Annotated in this window: 16 protein-coding genes; 10 read left to right on the top strand and 6 right to left on the bottom strand. The window is 55.3% G+C overall.

Annotated features, from left to right (window positions below):
- The first annotated feature begins 42 nt into the window (after nucleotides 1-42).
- The 4 genes from recN to ACTIDN_RS06815 all read left to right on the top strand — a co-directional run bounded on the left by recN (nucleotide 43) and on the right by ACTIDN_RS06815 (nucleotide 7,609).
- On the top strand, nucleotides 43-1,764 hold the full coding sequence (recN, locus tag ACTIDN_RS06830) for a DNA repair protein RecN (RefSeq protein WP_441376471.1): 1,722 nt from the start codon (nucleotides 43-45) through the stop codon (nucleotides 1,762-1,764).
- The gene (gene ligA, locus ACTIDN_RS06825; protein ID WP_441376470.1) at nucleotides 1,757-3,865 is read left to right on the top strand and encodes an NAD-dependent DNA ligase LigA; all 2,109 of its coding nucleotides are present in this window, start codon (nucleotides 1,757-1,759) and stop codon (nucleotides 3,863-3,865) included. Before recN ends, ligA begins: the two co-directional genes overlap by 8 nt.
- Before the next feature lie 191 nt (nucleotides 3,866-4,056).
- Entirely contained in the window at nucleotides 4,057-6,732 is a 2,676-nt protein-coding gene (gene ppdK / locus ACTIDN_RS06820; RefSeq protein WP_415507593.1) for a pyruvate, phosphate dikinase, read from the top strand.
- A gap of 49 nt (nucleotides 6,733-6,781) precedes the next feature.
- Nucleotides 6,782-7,609: a pyruvate, water dikinase regulatory protein gene (locus ACTIDN_RS06815; protein WP_415507594.1), complete on the top strand. Its 828-nt coding sequence runs from the start codon at nucleotides 6,782-6,784 to the stop codon at nucleotides 7,607-7,609.
- Between the two features lie 55 nt (nucleotides 7,610-7,664).
- Here the strand turns inward: ACTIDN_RS06815 and ACTIDN_RS06810 are convergent, their stop codons facing one another.
- Together ACTIDN_RS06810 and uraD are read right to left on the bottom strand one after the other, a co-directional pair.
- Complete coding sequence (locus ACTIDN_RS06810; RefSeq protein ID WP_415507595.1) at nucleotides 7,665-8,063, bottom strand: hypothetical protein; 399 nt, start codon at nucleotides 8,061-8,063, stop codon at nucleotides 7,665-7,667.
- Nucleotides 8,064-8,196: 133 nt separating this feature from the next.
- Entirely contained in the window at nucleotides 8,197-8,718 is a 522-nt protein-coding gene (gene uraD, locus ACTIDN_RS06805) for a 2-oxo-4-hydroxy-4-carboxy-5-ureidoimidazoline decarboxylase (protein ID WP_415507596.1), read from the bottom strand.
- Nucleotides 8,719-8,851: 133 nt separating this feature from the next.
- Between uraD and ACTIDN_RS06800 the strand changes: the two genes are divergently transcribed.
- On the top strand, nucleotides 8,852-9,457 hold the full coding sequence (locus ACTIDN_RS06800) for an IMPACT family protein (protein ID WP_441376469.1): 606 nt from the start codon (nucleotides 8,852-8,854) through the stop codon (nucleotides 9,455-9,457).
- Between the two features lie 50 nt (nucleotides 9,458-9,507).
- Here the strand turns inward: ACTIDN_RS06800 and ACTIDN_RS06795 are convergent, their stop codons facing one another.
- Nucleotides 9,508-9,915, bottom strand: coding sequence for a hypothetical protein (locus tag ACTIDN_RS06795; protein WP_415507598.1), 408 nt, complete (start codon nucleotides 9,913-9,915; stop codon nucleotides 9,508-9,510).
- Nucleotides 9,916-10,318: 403 nt separating this feature from the next.
- Between ACTIDN_RS06795 and ACTIDN_RS06790 the strand changes: the two genes are divergently transcribed.
- The 5 genes from ACTIDN_RS06790 to ACTIDN_RS06770 all read left to right on the top strand — a co-directional run bounded on the left by ACTIDN_RS06790 (nucleotide 10,319) and on the right by ACTIDN_RS06770 (nucleotide 16,302).
- The gene (locus ACTIDN_RS06790) at nucleotides 10,319-11,698 is read left to right on the top strand and encodes a class II 3-deoxy-7-phosphoheptulonate synthase (protein WP_441376468.1); all 1,380 of its coding nucleotides are present in this window, start codon (nucleotides 10,319-10,321) and stop codon (nucleotides 11,696-11,698) included.
- 106 nt (nucleotides 11,699-11,804) lie between these two features.
- The gene (locus ACTIDN_RS06785) at nucleotides 11,805-13,007 is read left to right on the top strand and encodes a nicotinate phosphoribosyltransferase (RefSeq protein WP_415507600.1); all 1,203 of its coding nucleotides are present in this window, start codon (nucleotides 11,805-11,807) and stop codon (nucleotides 13,005-13,007) included.
- A complete protein-coding gene (locus tag ACTIDN_RS06780) occupies nucleotides 13,004-13,420 on the top strand; it encodes a hypothetical protein (RefSeq protein WP_415507601.1) in 417 nt (138 codons plus the stop codon). The genes ACTIDN_RS06785 and ACTIDN_RS06780 overlap by 4 nt, the downstream gene beginning before the upstream one ends.
- Before the next feature lie 100 nt (nucleotides 13,421-13,520).
- Nucleotides 13,521-14,858, top strand: coding sequence for a glutamate--tRNA ligase (gltX, locus tag ACTIDN_RS06775; RefSeq protein ID WP_415507602.1), 1,338 nt, complete (start codon nucleotides 13,521-13,523; stop codon nucleotides 14,856-14,858).
- 160 nt (nucleotides 14,859-15,018) lie between these two features.
- The gene (locus ACTIDN_RS06770) at nucleotides 15,019-16,302 is read left to right on the top strand and encodes a lipoprotein pyruvate-formate lyase (protein ID WP_441376467.1); all 1,284 of its coding nucleotides are present in this window, start codon (nucleotides 15,019-15,021) and stop codon (nucleotides 16,300-16,302) included.
- A 57-nt stretch (nucleotides 16,303-16,359) separates the two neighbouring features.
- Here the strand turns inward: ACTIDN_RS06770 and sodC are convergent, their stop codons facing one another.
- From sodC to ilvC, 3 genes are all read right to left on the bottom strand, one after another.
- Nucleotides 16,360-16,887, bottom strand: coding sequence for a superoxide dismutase[Cu-Zn] (sodC, locus tag ACTIDN_RS06765; protein ID WP_415507604.1), 528 nt, complete (start codon nucleotides 16,885-16,887; stop codon nucleotides 16,360-16,362).
- Between the two features lie 173 nt (nucleotides 16,888-17,060).
- Nucleotides 17,061-18,041 carry a threonine ammonia-lyase gene (locus tag ACTIDN_RS06760; RefSeq protein WP_441376466.1) on the bottom strand — a complete coding sequence of 327 codons (981 nt, stop codon included), beginning with the start codon at nucleotides 18,039-18,041 and terminating at the stop codon, nucleotides 17,061-17,063.
- A 134-nt stretch (nucleotides 18,042-18,175) separates the two neighbouring features.
- Nucleotides 18,176-19,195, bottom strand: a complete 1,020-nt coding sequence (gene ilvC, locus ACTIDN_RS06755) for a ketol-acid reductoisomerase (RefSeq protein ID WP_441376465.1) — start codon at nucleotides 19,193-19,195, stop codon at nucleotides 18,176-18,178.
- Between the last annotated feature and the right edge of the window lie 11 nt (nucleotides 19,196-19,206).

Genomic DNA, 19,206 nt, shown 5'->3' with positions numbered 1-19,206 from the left:
GGGTAACTCTCTTCTTCGCCAGAATTTCAGGCTGGACCCATCATGCTGACAAACCTTTCCATTAGAGATGTCGTGCTGATTGAGGCACTCGACCTTTCCCTCCATACGGGCTTTACCGCCCTGACGGGTGAAACAGGGGCTGGTAAATCCATCCTGCTGGATAGTCTGGGGTTGGCATTAGGCGAACGGGCCAGCGCAGGGCTGGTGCGCTCCGGCGCGGATGAAGCCCGTGTTACAGCCAGTTTTGACGTCCCTCTTGCACACCCAGCGTACGCACTCCTTGCAGAACAGGGCATAGCCACCGAACCCGGTGAACCCCTGATGTTACGGCGTATCATCTCCAAGGAAGGCCGCTCCCGCGCCTGGATAAATGACCAGGCTGTGGGCATTACACTAATGCGCCGCATTGCCGTGACGCTTGTGGAAATTCAGGGCCAGCATGAACAAATGGGCCTTGCAGACTCCAGCACGCATCGTGGCCTGCTGGATGCTTACGGTGTCCCTCCCTCACTCCTCACGGCAGTAACGCGGGCTTACGCCAACTGGCATAAGCTCAGCGCGGAACTAAGTGCCGCACGCAAAGCCCTGCAGGAAGCCGCACGAGAAGAAGACTGGCTACGTCACACCGTGGCGGAGCTGGCAACACTTGCTCCGCAACCGGGGGAAGAAGACCTTCTGGCGCAACAACGCCACGCCTTGCAGCAGGCCGAACGACGCGGGGAAGCGATTTCCGCTGCCTTATCCGAACTCAACCCACGCGACAGACGGAACAGCGGGCCTGCTGCGGCCCTCCGTGGTGCCAGCCGTGCCCTGCAACGGTTGCTCCCCGCTCCCACTGCACCAGAAAGTGGTCCGGACCCACTGGAAGCCCGCACAACAGAAGCATTAGCGGCCCTTGAAAGCGCTGAAAACGCTCTGGCAGAAGCAGAAACCCTCCTCTCCCGTCTAGCAGATGACTCGGAGGCTAACCCCCGATTGCTGGAAGACGCAGAGGAACGCCTTTTCACTCTACGGGCCGCAGCCCGCAAACATGATGTTACGGTGGATGATCTCCCCGGCCTACTGGAGCAACTCTCATCGCGCCTCACGGCACTGGAGAGCGGCGCCACACATCTGGAGGCCTTACAAAATGCCGTGCAAGAAGCCCGCGTTGCGTATGAAGATGCCGGGGCACGCCTGTCCGCTGCCAGAGAAAAAGCCGCACGCAAACTGGAACAGGCCGTCACAAAAGAACTGAAACCCATAAAGCTGGAACGGGCGCGCTTCCTTGTTGATATTGCCCCATTGCCACCAGAACAGTGGAGCGCTCAGGGCATGGAGCAGCTTACCTTCCTGATTGCCGCCAACCCTGGCCAGCCCCCCGGTCCACTGGCAAAAGTGGCGTCCGGCGGTGAACTCTCCCGGCTGATGCTGGCTCTCAAGCTTGTTCTGGCCGAGCAATCCGCCATTGGCACCATCGTGTTTGATGAAATTGATGCTGGTGTGGGTGGCGCGACTGCCGCTGCGATTGGTGAGCGCCTTCACAGATTGGCGGCGCGGTCCGTACAGGTGCTGGCGGTCACTCACAGTCCACAGGTTGCTGCCAGCGCAGATGCGCATCTGCGTATTGGCAAAATTGTTCGTAACGGCAATACAGCAACCCACGCCGCGCCCCTGAGCGCAGAGGAACGACAGGAAGAAATAGCGCGTATGCTGGCCGGAGACACCATAACCGATGCCGCCCGCGCTGCCGCTGCCAGCCTGCTTGGACAGAAGAATGACTGAACAGACCGCCCCGCAAGAACTAAACGCCGCACAGGCCAAAACGGAACTGACACGACTTGCTGACCTGATAGGTCGCTACAACACCACCTATTACACGCAAGATGCCCCCGAAGTGGACGATGCCGTTTATGATGCCTTGCGTAAGCGGTACGATACTATTCTGGCCCTTCACCCAGAGTCCGAACCAGCAGAAAGTGCTGCCAAGGCCGTCGGTGCCGCACCCGATACAGCGTTTGGCAAACATAGGCACCTTGTGCCCATGCTGTCGCTCGACAACGTGTTTGACCAAGAGGAATTTGAAAGCTTTATCACACGCGCCGTCCGCTTTCTGGGCCTGAGTGACGAGGACGCAAGCAAACTGGTTTTTGTGGCTGAACCCAAGATTGATGGTCTTTCCATCAGCCTGACATACGAAAATGGCCGGTTTGTACGGGGCACAACACGTGGTGACGGCCTAGAAGGGGAAGACGTTACCGCCAATCTGCTAACCCTTAAGGACCTTCCCCAGACCCTCAACGGCCCCTCCCCCGAAGTCATTGAAATTCGCGGGGAGGTCTTTCTCTCCAAAGAGCATTTTCTCGCACTCAACGCATCTCAGGAAGCACTGGGCCGCAAGCCTTTTGCCAACCCCCGCAATGCTGCCGCCGGGTCCTTACGGCAACTGGATGCCCGCGTTACCGCTCGCAGGCCGCTTTCTCTTTTTGCGTACGCCATAGGCTTTAGTTCTGCTCCACCCTCTTCAAGCCACTGGGATTACCTTGAACAACTCAAGGCGTGGGGGTTCCCGGTTAATCCGCTCTCCCGCAAGCTGGAAGCCGCAAGCAGTGCTGAAGTCTTTTTTGAAGAGATTGCGCGCGAACGGGCCGGACTGAGTTACGATATTGATGGTGTCGTCTATAAAATAGATAATTTGGTCCTGCAGGAACGCTTGGGGTTTGCTGGCCGTGCGCCCCGCTGGGCTGTGGCATGGAAATTCCCGGCTGAACAGGCCATTACCACACTTAAAGCCATTGAAATTCAGGTGGGGCGCACCGGCGCACTGACCCCTGTAGCCCATCTGGAGCCAATTAATGTCGGTGGTGTGCTGGTTGCGCGCGCTACGCTGCATAATGAAGACGAAATTTGCCGCAAAGACATACGCGTAGGCGATAAAGTGCAGATCCAGCGTGCGGGAGACGTCATTCCGCAAATTCTGGCTGTCGTCCCCCCTGCACCAAATGCGCCACCTCGGTCTGAGCCATTTCATTTCCCAGACCACTGCCCTGCCTGTGGAGCTTTGGCTGTGCGGGATGAGGGCGAAGCCGTACGCCGCTGCACCGGAGGACTAACCTGCCCCGCGCAGATTGTGGAGCGCCTGATTCATTTTGTGTCACGCAATGCCTTTGACATTGAAGGACTGGGCGACCGCTCTATCCGCGAATTTTACGAAGAAGGCCTGATCCGCACTCCGGCAGATATTTTCAGGCTGGCACATCATGCAGAGCAGATCACCAAACGGGATGGCTGGGGCGAACAATCCGTCCGCAACCTGCTGAACGCCATTGAAGCACGCCGCACCATTAGCCTCTCGCGGTTTATTTTTGCATTGGGTATCCGCCGTATTGGCATCAGTAATGCCCGCCTTCTAGCCCGCCACTATGGCAGTTACGACAACTGGGTCGAGCAGCTTCGCAAAGCCGCACTTGTGGGGTCTGACGAACGGCTGGAGCTTGGCTCCATTACTGGCATTGGCTGCGTGATTGCGGATGACCTTGTTGCCTTTATGCGTGAAGACCATAACCGCACCACTTTGCAAGACCTCCACCACTTCCTGACAATTACGGAAGAAGAGCAAAATGCTGGCGGCAGCCTGACCGGCAAAACGGTTGTATTCACCGGTAGCCTGACCACCCTTACCCGGCAGGAGGCCCGCGCCATGGCAGAGCGGTTGGGGGCGAAAGTGTCAGACTCGGTTTCCAAAAAAACAGATCTGGTTGTTTTGGGAGAGAAAGCAGGCTCAAAGGCCAAAAAAGCTGTGGAGCTTGGCATTCCAACCCTCGACGAATCTGGTTGGGCCACATTTTGTGCAACCGGCGGAGTATTGCCTGAACCGAATAGCTAACGCTCTAAAAAGAGTGATTGCCGAGGGAGCCAAAACGCGTCATTCTCGTTTACCTCGAAGGGGTGGATTTAGTCGTCTCAAAATAAAAATAAAATCCGTTCGCAGATCGGCCTGTTACTCCGTCCTTTTTCCATCCCCTCGCGCGGGTATGGGCCGGATTCTGCGTTCGCATTAATGAAGTGAACGGCAACATGACCAAGTGGATCTACAGTTTCGGCGCAGGCCATAACGAAGGCAACGCCGGAATGCGCAATCTCCTCGGTGGCAAAGGCGCCAACCTGGCGGAAATGGCTAATATCGGCCTGCCTGTGCCTCCCGGATTTACCATTACCACGGAAGTCTGTTCCGCTTTTTATGACAATGGCCGGGCTTACCCTCAGGATCTGTCCGAACAGCTTGAAGCTGCCATGGCGCAGGTTGAATCCGCCATGGGCCTGCGTTTTGGCGATGCAAACGCTCCTCTTCTTGTCTCTGTCCGCTCTGGCGCCCGCGTTTCCATGCCAGGTATGATGGACACCGTCCTGAATCTGGGCCTGAACGATGTTACTGTGGAAGGACTGGTCAAGTCCTCCGGTGATTCACGATTTGCGTGGGACAGCTACCGCCGCTTTATCCAGATGTACGGTTCCGTGGTGCTGAACGTACCGCACCACCGCTTTGAAGATATTTTGGAACAGGCCAAGCGCGAGCTGGACAAGGAAGACGATACAGCCCTGACAGCAGAAGACTGGCAGCTTATTGTAAAAGACTACAAAAGCATTGTTCAGAACGAAACCGGCAAGCCATTCCCTGAAGAGCCTAAAGACCAGCTTTGGGGTGCTATCGGTGCCGTGTTCGGGTCTTGGATGAACCCACGCGCCAACACGTACCGCAAACTGCATGATATTCCCGCAAGCTGGGGTACTGCCGTCAACGTGCAGTCCATGGTGTTTGGCAACATGGGCACGGACTGCGCAACCGGCGTCTGCTTCACCCGTGACCCGTCAACCGGCGAAAACATTTTCTACGGTGAATACCTGATCAACGCGCAGGGTGAAGACGTTGTGGCAGGTATCCGCACGCCGCAGCCCATGTCTGCTGACCGTGCAACACCTGACCAGAGCCCGATGGAAAAGACCCTTCCCGGTGCTTATCAGGAACTGCTGCGTGTCCGTGACCTGCTTGAACGCCACTACAAGGACATGCAGGACATTGAGTTCACCGTGCAGAGCAACAAGCTCTACATGCTGCAAACCCGTAACGGCAAACGCACAGCAGCTGCTGCTCTGCGCATTGCCATTGATATGGCGCAGGAAGGCCTGATCACGCAGGAAGAAGCTATTACGCGCGTTCCTCCGTCCTCCCTTGACCAGCTTTTGCACCCAGTGCTGGACCCCAAAGCCGAACGGACACAGCTTGCGCGCGGCCTTCCCGCCTCCCCTGGCGCAGCGACCGGGATCATCGCCTTCTCTGCTGAAGATGTTGAAGATCTGGCCGCCAAAGGTGAAGACGTCATTCTGGTGCGTATCGAGACATCTCCGGAAGACGTGCACGGTATGCACGCAGCCCGTGGTGTGCTGACAACCCGTGGCGGCATGACCTCTCACGCTGCCGTGGTAGCCCGTGGTATGGGCCGTGTGTGCGTGGCCGGTGCTGGCAGCATTACGGTCGACTACAAAGCCCAGACCATGAGCGTAAACGGTCACACCTTGAAAGCGGGTGACTGGCTGACACTGGACGGTGGCACCGGCGCTATTTATCTGGGCCGCGTTCCGACCATTCCGCCTTCTCTCTCTGGTGACTTCTCAACCCTTATGGGCTGGGCCGACTCTGTCCGTCGCCTTGGTGTTCGCGCCAACGCAGAAACACCTGAAGATGCAGAAACTGCACGCCGCTTTGGTGCAGAAGGCATTGGCCTGTGCCGGACCGAACACATGTTCTTCGGGCCAGACCGCATTGGTCATGTCCGCCAGATGATCATGGCTGAAGACCCGAAGGTCCGCACCCGCGCTATTGATGCGCTGCTGCCGTTCCAGCGGGATGACTTTACGGCCCTGTTCCGCATCATGGCCGGGCTGCCAGTCACCATCCGTCTGCTTGACCCGCCGCTCCATGAATTCCTTCCGCATGGGGAAGCCGAACTGAAAGATGTTGCTGCCGCCTTGGGGCAGAATGTTGAAGCCCTGCGTGCCCGCCGCTCTGCTCTGTCTGAAGCCAACCCGATGCTTGGCCATCGTGGTTGCCGTCTGGGTATCAGCCATCCGGAAATCTATGCCATGCAGGTGCGTGCCATTGCGGAAGCCGCTTTGGCCATTTCCAAAGAAACCGGCAAAAGCGTGATTCCTGAAATCATGATCCCACTGGTTGGCACGAAAGCCGAGTTGGATCTGGTACGTAAATCTTGTGAAGCCGTGATTAAAAGCGTGCTTGAAGAACAGGGTGCAGAACTGTCCTACCTGATCGGCACCATGATCGAACTGCCACGCGCCGCCATCACTGCTGACAAAATTGCTGAAAGCGCAGACTTCTTCTCTTTCGGCACGAACGACCTGACACAGACCGCCCTTGGTCTATCACGCGATGACGCTGGCTCTTTCCTGCCTGCTTATGTTGATAAAGGGCTTCTGCCTCAGGACCCCTTCATTTCTATCGACCGTGAGGGCGTAGGCGCATTGGTGCGCATGGGCGTTGAAAAAGGCCGTGCTACCAAACCTAAATTGAAGCTTGGTATCTGTGGTGAGCATGGGGGCGACCCCCTTTCCATCACCTTCTTTGAAGAAGTCGGGCTGGATTATGTATCCTGCTCGCCCTTCCGTGTGCCGGTTGCCCGGCTTGCAAGTGCTCAGGCAGCCCTCGCAGCACGCCGCAACAAAGCGGTAGAAGCCTAAAATTAAGAGGCCGCTCCCTCGGGGGCGGCCTTTTTTAAATCAAGCGATCATGAACCAGAAAATCCTTACCCTGCATCTTGTGTCTGAAGCCACAGGCCAGACACTGGACTCCGTTGCCCGTGCCTGCATTGCACAGTTCCCTAATACGGAAGTGCGCCTGCGCCACTGGAACCTTATTCGTTCCCGGCTGCAATTACGGCGCGTGCTACGCCATATTGCTCTGGATAGAGGGCCTGTCATGTCCTCCCTTACAGACCCGGCCTTGCAGGCCGATATGGAAGCAGGGTGCACCAGCCTTCAGGTCCGACTACTGGATGTGTTGCATAACGCCATGGTCTTTCTGTCTGAGGAGACAGGGGAAGAAGCCACCCGTCATCCAGGTGGCCAATACATTATGGATGAAAACTATTACCAGCGCATTGAGGCCATGCATTACGTTCTGGCGCATGATGATGGGCAGGAAACAAACGGTCTGGATGAGGCTGACGTTGTGCTGGTTGGTGTCTCCCGCGTTTCCAAAACGCCAACCTGTTTCTATCTGGCTAACAGAGGCATCCGCGCAGCCAACGTACCGCTTGTCATGGGTATTGAACCCCCGCGTGCTCTGTTTGATATTAAACGCCCCGTTATCGGCCTAACCATAGACCCAGAGACGCTCATAGAGATCCGTCGGACTAGGCTGACACAAATGATGCCAACTGGCCGCCACGCTGAGCACACAACAGATTATGCCTATATTGATCTGGAGAAAGTTCAGGAAGAATTGCGCTGGGCACGGCGCCTGTGCAGGCACCATAACTGGCCGGTTATTGATGTAACCCGACGCTCCATTGAAGAGACGTCAGCCTCTATTCTGGACCTGATAGACGTACCTTAAGCCACAAAAAAACCTCCTGACCATTTGGCAGGAGGTTTTTTGACCACAGACTTTTTCAGTCAACGAGTTCGTTGGGTTCTAGGCGCTGGACCCTCATCGCCTGACCTTGGGCATTATAATAAATAATGCTGTCGCCCCGGCGTTGCGCATAACCGTCTGGCTGACCTTCTTTAGTCCAGAAGAAAAGGCGGTTCTTGTCAGCTTCCTCAACAACCTTATCGCCAGCCGGAATATAGCGAAATTTACTGAAGTCCTTGTGTGCACGTGGCAAAGGAGGTTTCTTTGCCAGCTTATGCATATCCGGCCCCTTGTGGCCTTCTTCATCCTCATCGCCGCCACCACCGCCAGCATCTGCATCCTGTGCCATAGCGGGGTGAATGGTGTGGAAAGAAGACAGGGACGCTACGGACAGCCCTGCCAGAAGAAGGTATCCTGTACGGACCCGGTGCGCCATGCTGCGTAAACCTTCCCAGCTTTTACAAAAACTAAATACCCTTCACTTCTGCCCTTTTTTGAGTCGGGAAGCAATCCGGCATACCCCACTGCACAGGGTTAGGCTGTAATGGCAGGGCTACCGGATTATCGTGTCAGGGCTTCAGCTCAACATATAAGTCCAGTAACGCCCGATCGGCCATTTTACCAACCTCCAGCAGCGCCACGCCAAGCTCCACTTCCGGCTCATGTCGTAACCGCCGCTCCAGATCAGCCATGACCTGATTTTTGGAAAGGCCAGAGAAATCTATCACGAAGGGAATATCGAACCGTTCCTCGTACGATTTATTCATCGAACGGAACTGTGCAAATTCCTCCGGAGAAAGACGATCCAACCCTGCAGGAATGGCCTCCCCTCCAGTCTGAGGCGCGGGGGATGCCACTGAGATCAGGCCACCCAAACCTTGGTAGGACCGTAACACGCGCCGCTGTGCATCATGAGGTGCTGCGCGCACCATGGCGCTCAGAGTTGTGCTTAAAGATTTGAGACTAGCGAACGGGCGACATTCATAGGCCTCTTGAGCCGCCCACTCAGCGTTTTTATAAACGCCGCCAAAGCGCTGAATAAACTCTTTGGAGCCCATATCGTTGATTGTGCGCATTGTCACTTCGGTCATAGGGTTTCTCCGAATGTTGGCCTGTTTGCGCGACATTAACGCACTTCAGGCTCTGGAGTTCCGCTCCGTCTCACATCGCAAAAAATTGCTGCACTTTGCGCAATGAGCAGCAAATTGTTACTCTGCGGCAATCATGACAGAAACACTCATCGGCCCATTTGAGCGTGAGTTGGAAATTCGCAAAAGCCGATTTCTGGCCCGTGCAACGCCCATCAAATCTATTGAAGACGCCGAAGCCTTTATCCACGCTATTGCTCAGGCCGAACCTGAGGCAACGCACCATTGCTGGGCATGGCAGTTTGGCCCGCATTGCCGTTGCCACGATGCAGGAGAGCCGTCCGGTACTGCTGGCCGCCCTATTTTGCAGGTTATAACGGCACAGAAGCTAGATCTGATAGCTGTTGTGGTAACCCGATGGTTTGGCGGCATAAAGCTGGGAGCCGGAGGCCTTATTAGGGCCTATAGCGGTGCTGCAGCAGAATGTTTACGGGAAGCCCCGAAAGAACCGATTATTGAACGGGTCAAACTGACATTCCATGCCCCGTTTTCTCTCTTATCCCTCATTCAGGCGCGTTTGCAGGACTGGGGAATAGAGGCGGCACAGCCAGATTTCACGGCAACAGGGGCCCAATTTGTACTGACCATTCCGCTAGAACAGCAACAGGATGTGAGCCACAGACTTATGGATCTGACCAGTGGCCAGACTGTTGTCAGCGTTGTAGAAGAAGCAGAAGCCTGACGGGGCACCCAGCTTCTTCCATATACGGAGTTAGACGCAACCGTTGAGTTTTAGCGTGGCGTTACCCAGCCATTCCCTGTTGCGTCACCCATCTGGCCTGAACCCATGGGGCCGTTTTCCTGATAAGCCGTGCCGTAACGGGAAAGATCAGTGCCGGTCATTTTATCACGATGCACTTTTGCCAGATGGTCTGGATCATCCCCATGGTTGAACTCCATGGAAGGTGCATCCTGATACCCCGGCGGCAGGCTACGGTGCCCATGCACGGTCTTTTTTTCTGCTGTTTTGCTGTTGGCACCATCCGGGTCATAATTAGCAGACCCTTCCCCAAAGGAGATGTTGCCGCTTGGCGTCAGGGCGGGATCAGCCACAGCTTGACCCGGCGCGCTAGAGACAAGTGCAGTGCCGAAACTTAACCCGACCAAAAGCAGAAATGCTGGTTTACGCAGTTGCGCCATTGCGCGTTACCCCGCGAGAAAAAGGAACCCAATTCACACTGTCAGACAGTATGAATACTTCAGAGTGTTACTATCGCACCAACTCACGAAAAAATCCAATGACCGTTACCCCCCTGCATCAATTGCACCAAGGCAGGCTTTAACAGATTGATTCAAAGCACTTTATTTCAAAAAGAAAACAACAGACCCTGCCATGTTTGACAAACAGACCGCATAGAACCGCAACGCATTCCGTATCCATCCGTTGCGCGCAGAGCGCGATTGCAGGAACAAAATTTGCGTATCACTCTTATTTTGGACATAAAGACATCCCCCTGCGCCGTTCTGGCTGCATGGGTCATGTTTTCTTCAACTCTGCCATCTTATTTTTCAAGACCAGCACCAAACTGACAGGATCAAGTCCATGACTGCCTCGCCCGCTCAGCCTCGCCCGACGTCTACGACCTGGATGCCGGATAGCTGGCGTTCGTTTCCAGTCAAACAGCTACCGACTTATCCAGACACAGACAGCCTTAACGCGGTTGAAGCCCGGCTGAGCAGTTATCCGCCGCTGGTTTTTGCAGGTGAAGTACGCCGCCTGCGGGCTCAGCTTGCCCAAGCGGCCAAAGGGCAGGCCTTTGTTCTGCAGGGCGGTGCCTGTGCAGAAAGCTTCAGTGAATTCAAAGCCGATGTGGTGCGGGATACCTTCCGTGTTCTGCTGCAAATGGCTGTTGTGCTGACCTTTGGTGCCAAAGTTCCGGTTATCAAACTGGGCCGTATGGCAGGGCAATTCGCCAAACCCCGTTCCTCTGATACAGAAACACAGGGCGGTGTTACCCTGCCGTCTTACCGCGGTGACATCATCAATGGGCCGGAATTCACGGCAGAAGCCCGTATTCCTGACCCTGTTCGGATGGAAACGGGTTACTTTCAGTCTGCCGGCATCCAGAACCTGCTGCGCGCCTTCTCTCGCGGCGGCTACGCCAACCTGCATCAGGTTCACCGCTGGAATCTGGGCTTTGTTGAGCGCTCTCCGCTTGCTCACCGCTACAGTGTCATGGCCGAAAAAATTGGCGAGACCCTGTCTTTCATGCAGGCCTGCGGTATTGATGCAGCCTCCGCACCACAGATTGACGAAACTGAGTTCTATACCTCTCACGAGGCTCTGCTGCTGCCTTATGAACAGGCGCTGACACGAGTCGATTCCACATCAGGTGAATGGTACGACTGCTCCGCCCACTTTATCTGGATTGGTGACCGGACTCGCCAGCCTGATGGAGCCCATGTTGAATTCCTGCGCGGCGTGCGTAACCCGCTGGGTATTAAAGTTGGGCCAACCACCAAGGTGGAAGACCTTGAAAAGCTGTTGGAAATCATCAATCCCAACGACGAGGCAGGCCGCATTACGCTTATCTCCCGCATGGGTGCAGATAAAATTGCAGACAGCCTGCCACCGCTGATGCGGGCTGTTAAAAACACGGGCCGCACGGTCACGTGGCTGACAGACCCCATGCACGGCAACACCATCTCTACTGATCAGAAGATCAAGACGCGCTCCTTTGACGCCATCATGAAAGAGGTCAAAGGCTTCTTTGATGCCTGTGCGGCTGAAGGCGTACATGCTGGCGGTGTTCATATTGAAATGACTGGCCAGAATGTGACCGAATGTGTGGGCGGTGCCCATTGCCTGACTGAATCTGATTTGGCTGACCGTTACGAAACATTCTGCGACCCGCGCCTGAACGCGGAGCAGTCTCTGGAACTGGCGTTCCTTATGGCGGAAGAACTGACAGGCAAACGCTAAGCCTGTCAGGTTTTTTTGACATCACAGAACCGGGGGGTGGCTTTACCGCGCCGCCCGGAACCCCCATCATCCAGTCAGTCCGAACTGGAATGGAGATGATACAAGGATGGTGCAGCCTTCTCACGGCTCAAAAACGCCCGGTGTAGCCGGTGCGTATTCAGCGTCTCCGCTTCCTGATGCCGTTATCACGGCCCGTACAGATTCCTACTTCAACCGCACCAAGCAGATTGTCTCCCACTTTGGCGACTGCGAGGTAACGTACGCGTTTTTCATACGCCGCCCTGTTATCTCCGCTCCTGGCCTCATGCTGGAATGGCTGAAAAACGTCATGGCCCAGCGTAATGCGCCTTATTCGGTCGAGGTTGTGCACCCGGAAGGCGAATGGGTGGGTGCGGGTGAGCCGCTGGTTTATATCACCGGTTCCTTCACGCACCTGGCAGATCTGGAAACTTTGCTCCTGCAAAAGTTGGGCAGCCCTTGCGTGGCGGCCCACCGCGCCTACCAGATTGCTCTCTCCCTCCCGCAAACCCGTTTTCTGGCCATGGATGCCCGCCATTGCGCCGGGTATGAAATGCAGGAACTTATGGCCTATGCGGCGTCTGTCGGTGGTCGCGCCGCACAGCGTGATGGTGCCATAGGGTTTGTCGGCACCGCTAATGATGCTGTGGCTCCGTTTTTTGAGACGGAACAAGGCTATGGCACCATGCCCCATGCTCTGATCGGGTATGCTGGCTCTACCGTCCGTGCTGCGGAAATGTTCCACGAGATGTACCCGGAGACGGATCTGGTCGTTCTGGTGGATTATTTTGGCAAAGAGATAACCGACGCACTGGCTGTTTGCCGTCGTTTTCCCGAACTCGCAGCCAAGGGCCGACTGGCCATGCGGCTTGATACACATGGCGGCCGTTTTCTGGAGGGTCTTAACCCGCAGGAATCCTACGCGGTTGTTGACCGCCATGCCCCTAAAGCTTTGCGGCGGTATCGCTCTGACAGTGAACTGCGCTACCTTATCGGCACAGGTGTTTCTGCCGCTGCCATATGGCGCATGCGCGATGCGCTGGATGAGGCCGGTTTCCCGCAGGTGAAAATTATTGCCTCGTCCGGCTTTGGCGTGACCAAATGCGCTTGCATGGCGGATGCCCACGCCCCAATTGATGTGGTTGGCACAGGCTCCTTCATTCCCGACCTGTGGAACGAAACCTATGCCACCGCTGACATCGTCTCTTATAATGGTATTGAACGTGTGAAGATTGGGCGCGAATTCCTGCTGCCCTCCGCACGTGCCGAACAGAAAGGCCCTTCTGAATGACAGAAAACCCCACCACAGAAGACAAGACATGGTGCGTACGCATTCTTGACCTCTCCGGTGGCGCTGAAGAAGACACTGTGGAAGAAGTACGCGGCTTTCATGATCTGGCACATGCCAACGCCTTTGCGCGTGCGTATGTGCGGGATAGTGTTGAGCGGTGCCGCGTACCCGGTGCCTCTGCCAAAGATGTGCTTCAGGCCTGGGCTGCCTTTGGTGAAAACGCTGAAGTTGCCGACGCCGGAGATGATGGCTGGCATTCCGCCAACGAGCTGGATGACTTTACCTCAACCCGCGCAACACCCATGGAGCGTGACTGGCGCGCCCTCGACCCCCGCCGCCTGATTGACGAGGAAGAGGAACTCGCCTTCTCCGCTATGGCGGAAGAAGACGAAGATGGCCCCACGCACCACTGAATAAAGTGTCGCCCCGCCAAATGCGGGGCGTTCTTTTTAGTGCCAAAATGCGCTAATGCTCTCCTGAGACTATGACCCTTCTGACTAATATAGAGATTTCATGAAACTTCGGTTCGCGCCCAGCCCCACCGGTATGCTGCATGTCGGTAATGCCCGCCTTGCTATTGCCAATGCTCTTTTTGCTGCCCGTAACGGCGGCACCTTCCAACTGCGCATTGATGACACGGACACGGGCCGCTCGAAGGAAAGCCATGTTGAGGCCATCCGGACAGACCTGAACTGGCTTGGCATTAGCTGGGGAGAAACGTTCCGCCAGACAGAACGGCTGGACCGCTACGCCGCAGCCATTGAAAAACTGAAGGCCACAGGCCGCCTGTACCCCTGTTTTGAAAGCGAGCATGAGCTTGCTGCCAAACGTGAAACACAGATCCGCCAGCGCCGCGCCCCGGTTTATGACCGCGCCATGTTGAAAATGACCCCAGAGCAGCGCAGGCAGGCAGAAGCCAACGGTAAGGTACCTTACTGGCGCTTCCGCCTTTCAGACCGCATTATCCAGTGGCGTGATCTGGTGATGGGCAACTGTCAGGTTAAACTGCCGTCCGTGTCTGACCCCGTACTGGTGCGGACCGATGGCACAGTGCTCTACACCCTTGCCTCGGTTGTGGATGATCTGGAAACAGGCATTACCCACATTATCCGTGGGGAAGACCACGTTACAAACACTGGCGTGCAGATTGACATTGCTGAAGCCCTTGGCGCGCACCCGGACCATTTCCGGTTTGCGCATCTGCCGCTCCTGCTGGATGAAAATGGGGGCAAACTGTCCAAGCGGTTTGATGCCATGTCCCTCCGCACCCTGCGTCAGGACGGTGTGGAAGCTGAGGCTCTGGTCGCCTATCTGGCCCGCCTTGGCAGCTCTGATGACCCCGTGCTGGTCCCGTTTGATGAGCAGGCAAAACTGTACGACATCTCCCATATTTCAAAATCTGCCGCACGGTTTGATACACGCCAGTTGCTGGGGCTGAACCACAAACTGCTAGGCCAACTGCCCTTTGCCGCAGTTGCTGACCGCCTGCCAGAAGGTGCTACAGAAGACTTCTGGCACGCCATCCGCACCAATATCGACATGCTGTCCGAAGCCAAACTCTGGTTTACAGTTGTGTATGGTGACATTGTACCCCCGGCAGAAGAAGAAGGGACTGACGCCTTCCTGAAAGAAGCCGCAGCCCTGCTACCAGCAGAACCGTGGGACACAACAACCTGGAAAACATGGACGGCTGCCCTGAAAGAGAAAACAGGCAAGTCTGGCAAGGCTCTTTTCCTCCCCCTACGCCTTGCCCTGACTGGCGAGGAGCATGGGCCGGAACTGCGTGACCTGCTACCCCTTATGGGCAGAACACGAGTGCTCTCCCGACTTGTGCCGGGCTCCGCAGCCTGACATTTGCAGAACCTGAAAAGCGCACAACCTGCGTTTTTCAGGTTTTTTATTTCTGCTGCTTTCCTCTTTAAATTATCAGAAAAATTTCACACACTGCGGTCGCTTCTTCAGTAGATCAATCAGGCATCGTCTTCGCTTCACCATCAGCCATAGGCCGATCATGCCCTTGTTTCTGACACGCCGTTCCTTCAGCCTTGGGCTTGCTGCTTTGGTCAGCACGCCCGCAGCGCGTGCCTACGCTCATAACTATGACCCCTCAGACCTACCGCCCCCAACTTTGGAAACCCTGAAGTGGGCACCAAAAACACGGGGGGCCATTCAGGCTCTTTTAACGGCGCACGGCCAGTATTCCGGCTCCTATTCCTCCACCCAGCGCCCCTATGTGGTGTTTGACTGGGATGAAACCGCCATAGTCGGCAATGTTCAGTTTACGTTTTTCCATTACATGCTGGAGCATTTTGCATTTTTGCTTCCCGCCCATGAATTTCAGGCCCTGCTGCATGCACATAGCCCCAACCAGACGCTGCCTGCCCCGTTTACAACAATAGAGGGCAAACCCTTGAGCCTGCATGCGCTGGTGCAGGATATTCTGGAAGATTACAGGGCGCTTCTCGCGCGTTACGGCCACCGCCCTCACCCGCTACCGCGTGAAGAATTGTTGCAGGATCCCACGCTACTGGCCTTCCGTGCGCGCATGGCATTCTACCACCACATGCTACGCGCCACCCATGGGGGAGAGGTTGCACAACGCTGGCTGGTAAGTCTGGCAGCGGGACAAACCCTGACTGATATTGTCGCTATGGCACGGGCTGCTAACGAATTCTATCTCGGCCAGTCCATTGACACCATAACATGGCGCTGCCCGGCAGAACGCGCTGGCAAAGGTGGCGCTGTAGCCGTAACAGTCACGCAAAGCCTGCGTTTGACCCCTGAAATAGCAGACCTGTTCCAGATTATGCAGGAACACGGCATAGACCCGGTTATCTGCACGTCATCTTTAGAAGAATGTACAGCAATTTTTGCAACATCTTCCGAATATGGTTACAATATTCCGCGTGAGCACATTTTTGGAGCGCGCCTTGAAACACGTAAGAAAGTGCTTCAACCGGTAGAGGCTGTTGATCATCCTTTCCCGTATGAGCGCGGTAAAACGGCAATCATCAAACGCTATATGGTCACTAAGCGCGAGGGGCCGCCGCTGATGATTTTTGCCGGTGAGGATAGTACGGCAGACCTTATTAAAGCGTTTCCCGAAACCCCGTTATGCTGCCTGATAAACCGCAAACAGTCTGATGCCATGATGCCTTTTTTAAAGGAGGCAGCAGAAATGCAAACGCTTGAGACACCACGCCTTGTTTTACAGGGCCGTGATGAAAATACCGGAGAATGGCGCCCTAGCGAGGCAAGCATTCTGCTGGGCAAAACAACACCGTCACTCCCATAAAAAGGGGGAGCGCCACCATCTGTGGCACTCCCCCTCTCCCGCTATGCTCGTAAAAACTTATTTCAGAACAGCACAGGCCACACGATCACCCGCGCCACCAATGGGCTGAGATTTATAATCGTCTGGGTTAGCGTGAATCACCAGGCTCGCACCGTCCGCATCCAGCAGGGCGGGCTTTACTGTGGACTCTGCGTTAAGACCAACAAGAGTGGAGTAGAGTTCCACTGTTGCCGTTCCATCTGCCGCTACGTAAATATTTGGCAGGTCACCTGAGTCATTGGCTTTTTCGTTCAGCAGGCCATGGGTTACGGGTTTAACCGTATGAACGTGGCCACCTGCACTTGTGAATTTTGGGGCTTCACAGCTCCCTTTTTCATGAAAATGCACACCGTGCCAACCCGGTGTCAGGCCTTTAGCTTCTACGCGCACAATAACGCCTTTGGGCGCTGCTGTAACCTCAACATGGCCATGAGACGCACCGTCCTGCCCCAGCAGGTCTCCACCCGCAGTCGCCGCACATGCCAGAGAGGGAAGAAGCAGTGCACCAACTGCCAGTGCTGCTACTTGCTTGAAGCGTGCTCGCATTATTTTCTATCCTTTTTAATCGAAACTCAGGGTTTAGAGAGAATGAGTATGAATTGCACTGTATAGCTGTGACACACATTCCCCAACGTGCATGATGCCTACAAGATGCATTACACTAAAATGTGATCTTATTACGCACCTCGTCTACCCGCCCATTAGAAGCAAGAACGCGCTTATTCAATCAGGAGTGCGGAATAAAGGCCGGGGTCAACATTGGCACCAGAAATAACGATAGCGCAGGCTTTCTCTGAAACTGGCAGTTTAGACGCTAGCAAAGCTGCCAGGGCCACTGCACCGCCGGGTTCAACCACAAGTTTCATGCTTGCAAAAGCAAAGCGAATTGCGGCCCGCACCTCATCATCCGTGACAGTCAGGCCTGCACTGACAAGCGCCTGATTAATTGGGAACGTCAGCTCACCCGGAGACGGAGCTTGCAGAGCATCACAGATGGACCGCGCGCCTGCCTTTACGTGCTCGCGTTGGCCAGTTTGCAGGGACCGGGCCGTATCATCAAAGTCTGCTGGCTCCACGCTATAGAGTTGGATTTCCGGATGGGTTGCCTTAATGGCCGTGGCAGTGCCAGCCAGCAGGCCGCCCCCGCCACAACACACCAAAACACGGTCAAGCTCAGCGCCCAATGCTGTACTTTGTTGCAGTATCTCAAGCCCGACAGTGCCTTGCCCTGCTATAATATGCGGGTCATCAAATGATGGCACCAAAATAGCACCACGCTGCTGTGCAAGCTTTGTGGCTATCTCTTCCCGTGACTGGGTGTACCGATCATACAGCACAACCTCCGCGCCATAGGCACGCGTGTTGGCTATTTTAATAGTCAGTGCATCGACAGGCATAACAATGGCTGCGGGCATGCCAAGTAATTGGGCAGCCGCCGCAACACCCTGCGCATGATTGCCGGAAGACCATGCAACAACACCGGCCTTCCTCTCCTGCTCCGTTAAACGGGACAGCCTGTTATAGGCCCCTCGAAACTTGAAAGACCCGGTGCGCTGAGCCCCTTCAAACTTTACGAGCACTCTTTGCCCCACCCGTGCATTTAAAGCGGCAAATTCCAGCACGGGTGTGCGCACTGCCACACCCTCTATCTGCTTGGCCGCACGCTTAACGTCCTTGTAGGTCACAACAAAACCACTCATGCCAGACGCTCACCTATTTTTATTTGCTGCCTTTGCCCATCAGAAAGCCTGTGCGCTTTTGTAGCAAGGCAAAAACAAAAAAAGCCCTGCCGCATTACACGGCAGGGCTTTGCAGACCAGTCTGGTAAACCAGATTAGTTCTTGGTTTTGTCAACCATGCGGGATTTTGCAATCCATGGCATCATGCCACGCAGTTTTTCGCCAACAGCTTCAATCTGGTGGGCATCGTTAATGGCGCGAGTGGCTTTGAAGCCAACATTGCCGGACTGGTTTTCCAGAATGAAGTTCCGCACGAACGTACCGTTCTGGATGTCCGTCAGAATTTCTTTCATGGCTTTTTTGGTATCAGGCGTAATAACACGTGGGCCGGACACGTACTCACCATATTCAGCCGTGTTGGAGATGGAGTAGTTCATGTTGGCAATGCCGCCTTCGTAGATCAGATCCACGATCAGCTTCATTTCGTGCAGACATTCAAAATACGCCATTTCCGGCGCATAACCACCTTCAACCAGCGTTTCAAAACCAGCGCGGATTAGTTCAACCAGACCGCCGCAGAGCACTGCCTGCTCACCAAACAGGTCGGTTTCAACTTCTTCCTTGAAGCTGGTTTCAATGGTGCCTGCACGGCCACCACCAATGGCGGATGCGTAAGACAGCGCGATTTCCAGAGCCGCACCAGACTTGTCCTGTGCAATAGCAACAAGGCAAGGCACGCCGCCGCCACGCTGATATTCAGAACGCACGGTGTGGCCAGGGCCTTTTGGTGCGATCAGGAATACGTCCAGATCAGGGCGTGCTTCAATGATACGGAAGTGGATGGACAGACCATGCGCGAACACCAGAGCAGCACCCTGCTTCAGGTTCTTTTCCAGAGAGGCCTTGTACAGTGCGCCCTGACCTTCATCAGGTGTCAGCACCATCACAACATCGGCCCAGGCAGCAGCTTTGTCCGGGGTCATGACCGTAAAGCCAGCGCCTTCTGCTTTCTGTACAGCGGAAGAACCTTCACGCAGACCAATAACAAGGTCTTTAACGCCACTATCTTTCAGGTTGTTGGCATGGGCGTGGCCCTGGCTGCCGTACCCGATAACCGCAACTTTTTTGGACTTGATCAGGTTAACGTCTGCATCGCGGTCATAATAAACGCGCATTGGTCTTTCTC

The sequence above is a fragment of the Acetobacter sp. genome (assembly GCF_052102375.1).
Classification (GTDB): Bacteria; Pseudomonadota; Alphaproteobacteria; order Acetobacterales; family Acetobacteraceae; genus Acetobacter.
Note: the sequence above shows the minus strand (reverse complement) of the source record. Positions and strands in the feature narration are given on the sequence as shown.

What these genes read in the sequence shown, in the direction of transcription:
- recN (WP_441376471.1), top strand. Translation starts at nt 43, where the DNA reads ATGCTGACAAACCTTTCCATTAGAGATGTCGTGCTGATTGAGGCACTC.
- ligA (WP_441376470.1), top strand. Translation starts at nt 1,757, where the DNA reads ATGACTGAACAGACCGCCCCGCAAGAACTAAACGCCGCACAGGCCAAA.
- ppdK (WP_415507593.1), top strand. Translation starts at nt 4,057, where the DNA reads ATGACCAAGTGGATCTACAGTTTCGGCGCAGGCCATAACGAAGGCAAC.
- ACTIDN_RS06815 (WP_415507594.1), top strand. Translation starts at nt 6,782, where the DNA reads ATGAACCAGAAAATCCTTACCCTGCATCTTGTGTCTGAAGCCACAGGC.
- ACTIDN_RS06810 (WP_415507595.1), bottom strand. Translation starts at nt 8,063, where the DNA reads ATGGCGCACCGGGTCCGTACAGGATACCTTCTTCTGGCAGGGCTGTCC.
- uraD (WP_415507596.1), bottom strand. Translation starts at nt 8,718, where the DNA reads ATGACCGAAGTGACAATGCGCACAATCAACGATATGGGCTCCAAAGAG.
- ACTIDN_RS06800 (WP_441376469.1), top strand. Translation starts at nt 8,852, where the DNA reads ATGACAGAAACACTCATCGGCCCATTTGAGCGTGAGTTGGAAATTCGC.
- ACTIDN_RS06795 (WP_415507598.1), bottom strand. Translation starts at nt 9,915, where the DNA reads ATGGCGCAACTGCGTAAACCAGCATTTCTGCTTTTGGTCGGGTTAAGT.
- ACTIDN_RS06790 (WP_441376468.1), top strand. Translation starts at nt 10,319, where the DNA reads ATGACTGCCTCGCCCGCTCAGCCTCGCCCGACGTCTACGACCTGGATG.
- ACTIDN_RS06785 (WP_415507600.1), top strand. Translation starts at nt 11,805, where the DNA reads ATGGTGCAGCCTTCTCACGGCTCAAAAACGCCCGGTGTAGCCGGTGCG.
- ACTIDN_RS06780 (WP_415507601.1), top strand. Translation starts at nt 13,004, where the DNA reads ATGACAGAAAACCCCACCACAGAAGACAAGACATGGTGCGTACGCATT.
- gltX (WP_415507602.1), top strand. Translation starts at nt 13,521, where the DNA reads ATGAAACTTCGGTTCGCGCCCAGCCCCACCGGTATGCTGCATGTCGGT.
- ACTIDN_RS06770 (WP_441376467.1), top strand. Translation starts at nt 15,019, where the DNA reads ATGCCCTTGTTTCTGACACGCCGTTCCTTCAGCCTTGGGCTTGCTGCT.
- sodC (WP_415507604.1), bottom strand. Translation starts at nt 16,887, where the DNA reads ATGCGAGCACGCTTCAAGCAAGTAGCAGCACTGGCAGTTGGTGCACTG.
- ACTIDN_RS06760 (WP_441376466.1), bottom strand. Translation starts at nt 18,041, where the DNA reads ATGAGTGGTTTTGTTGTGACCTACAAGGACGTTAAGCGTGCGGCCAAG.
- ilvC (WP_441376465.1), bottom strand. Translation starts at nt 19,195, where the DNA reads ATGCGCGTTTATTATGACCGCGATGCAGACGTTAACCTGATCAAGTCC.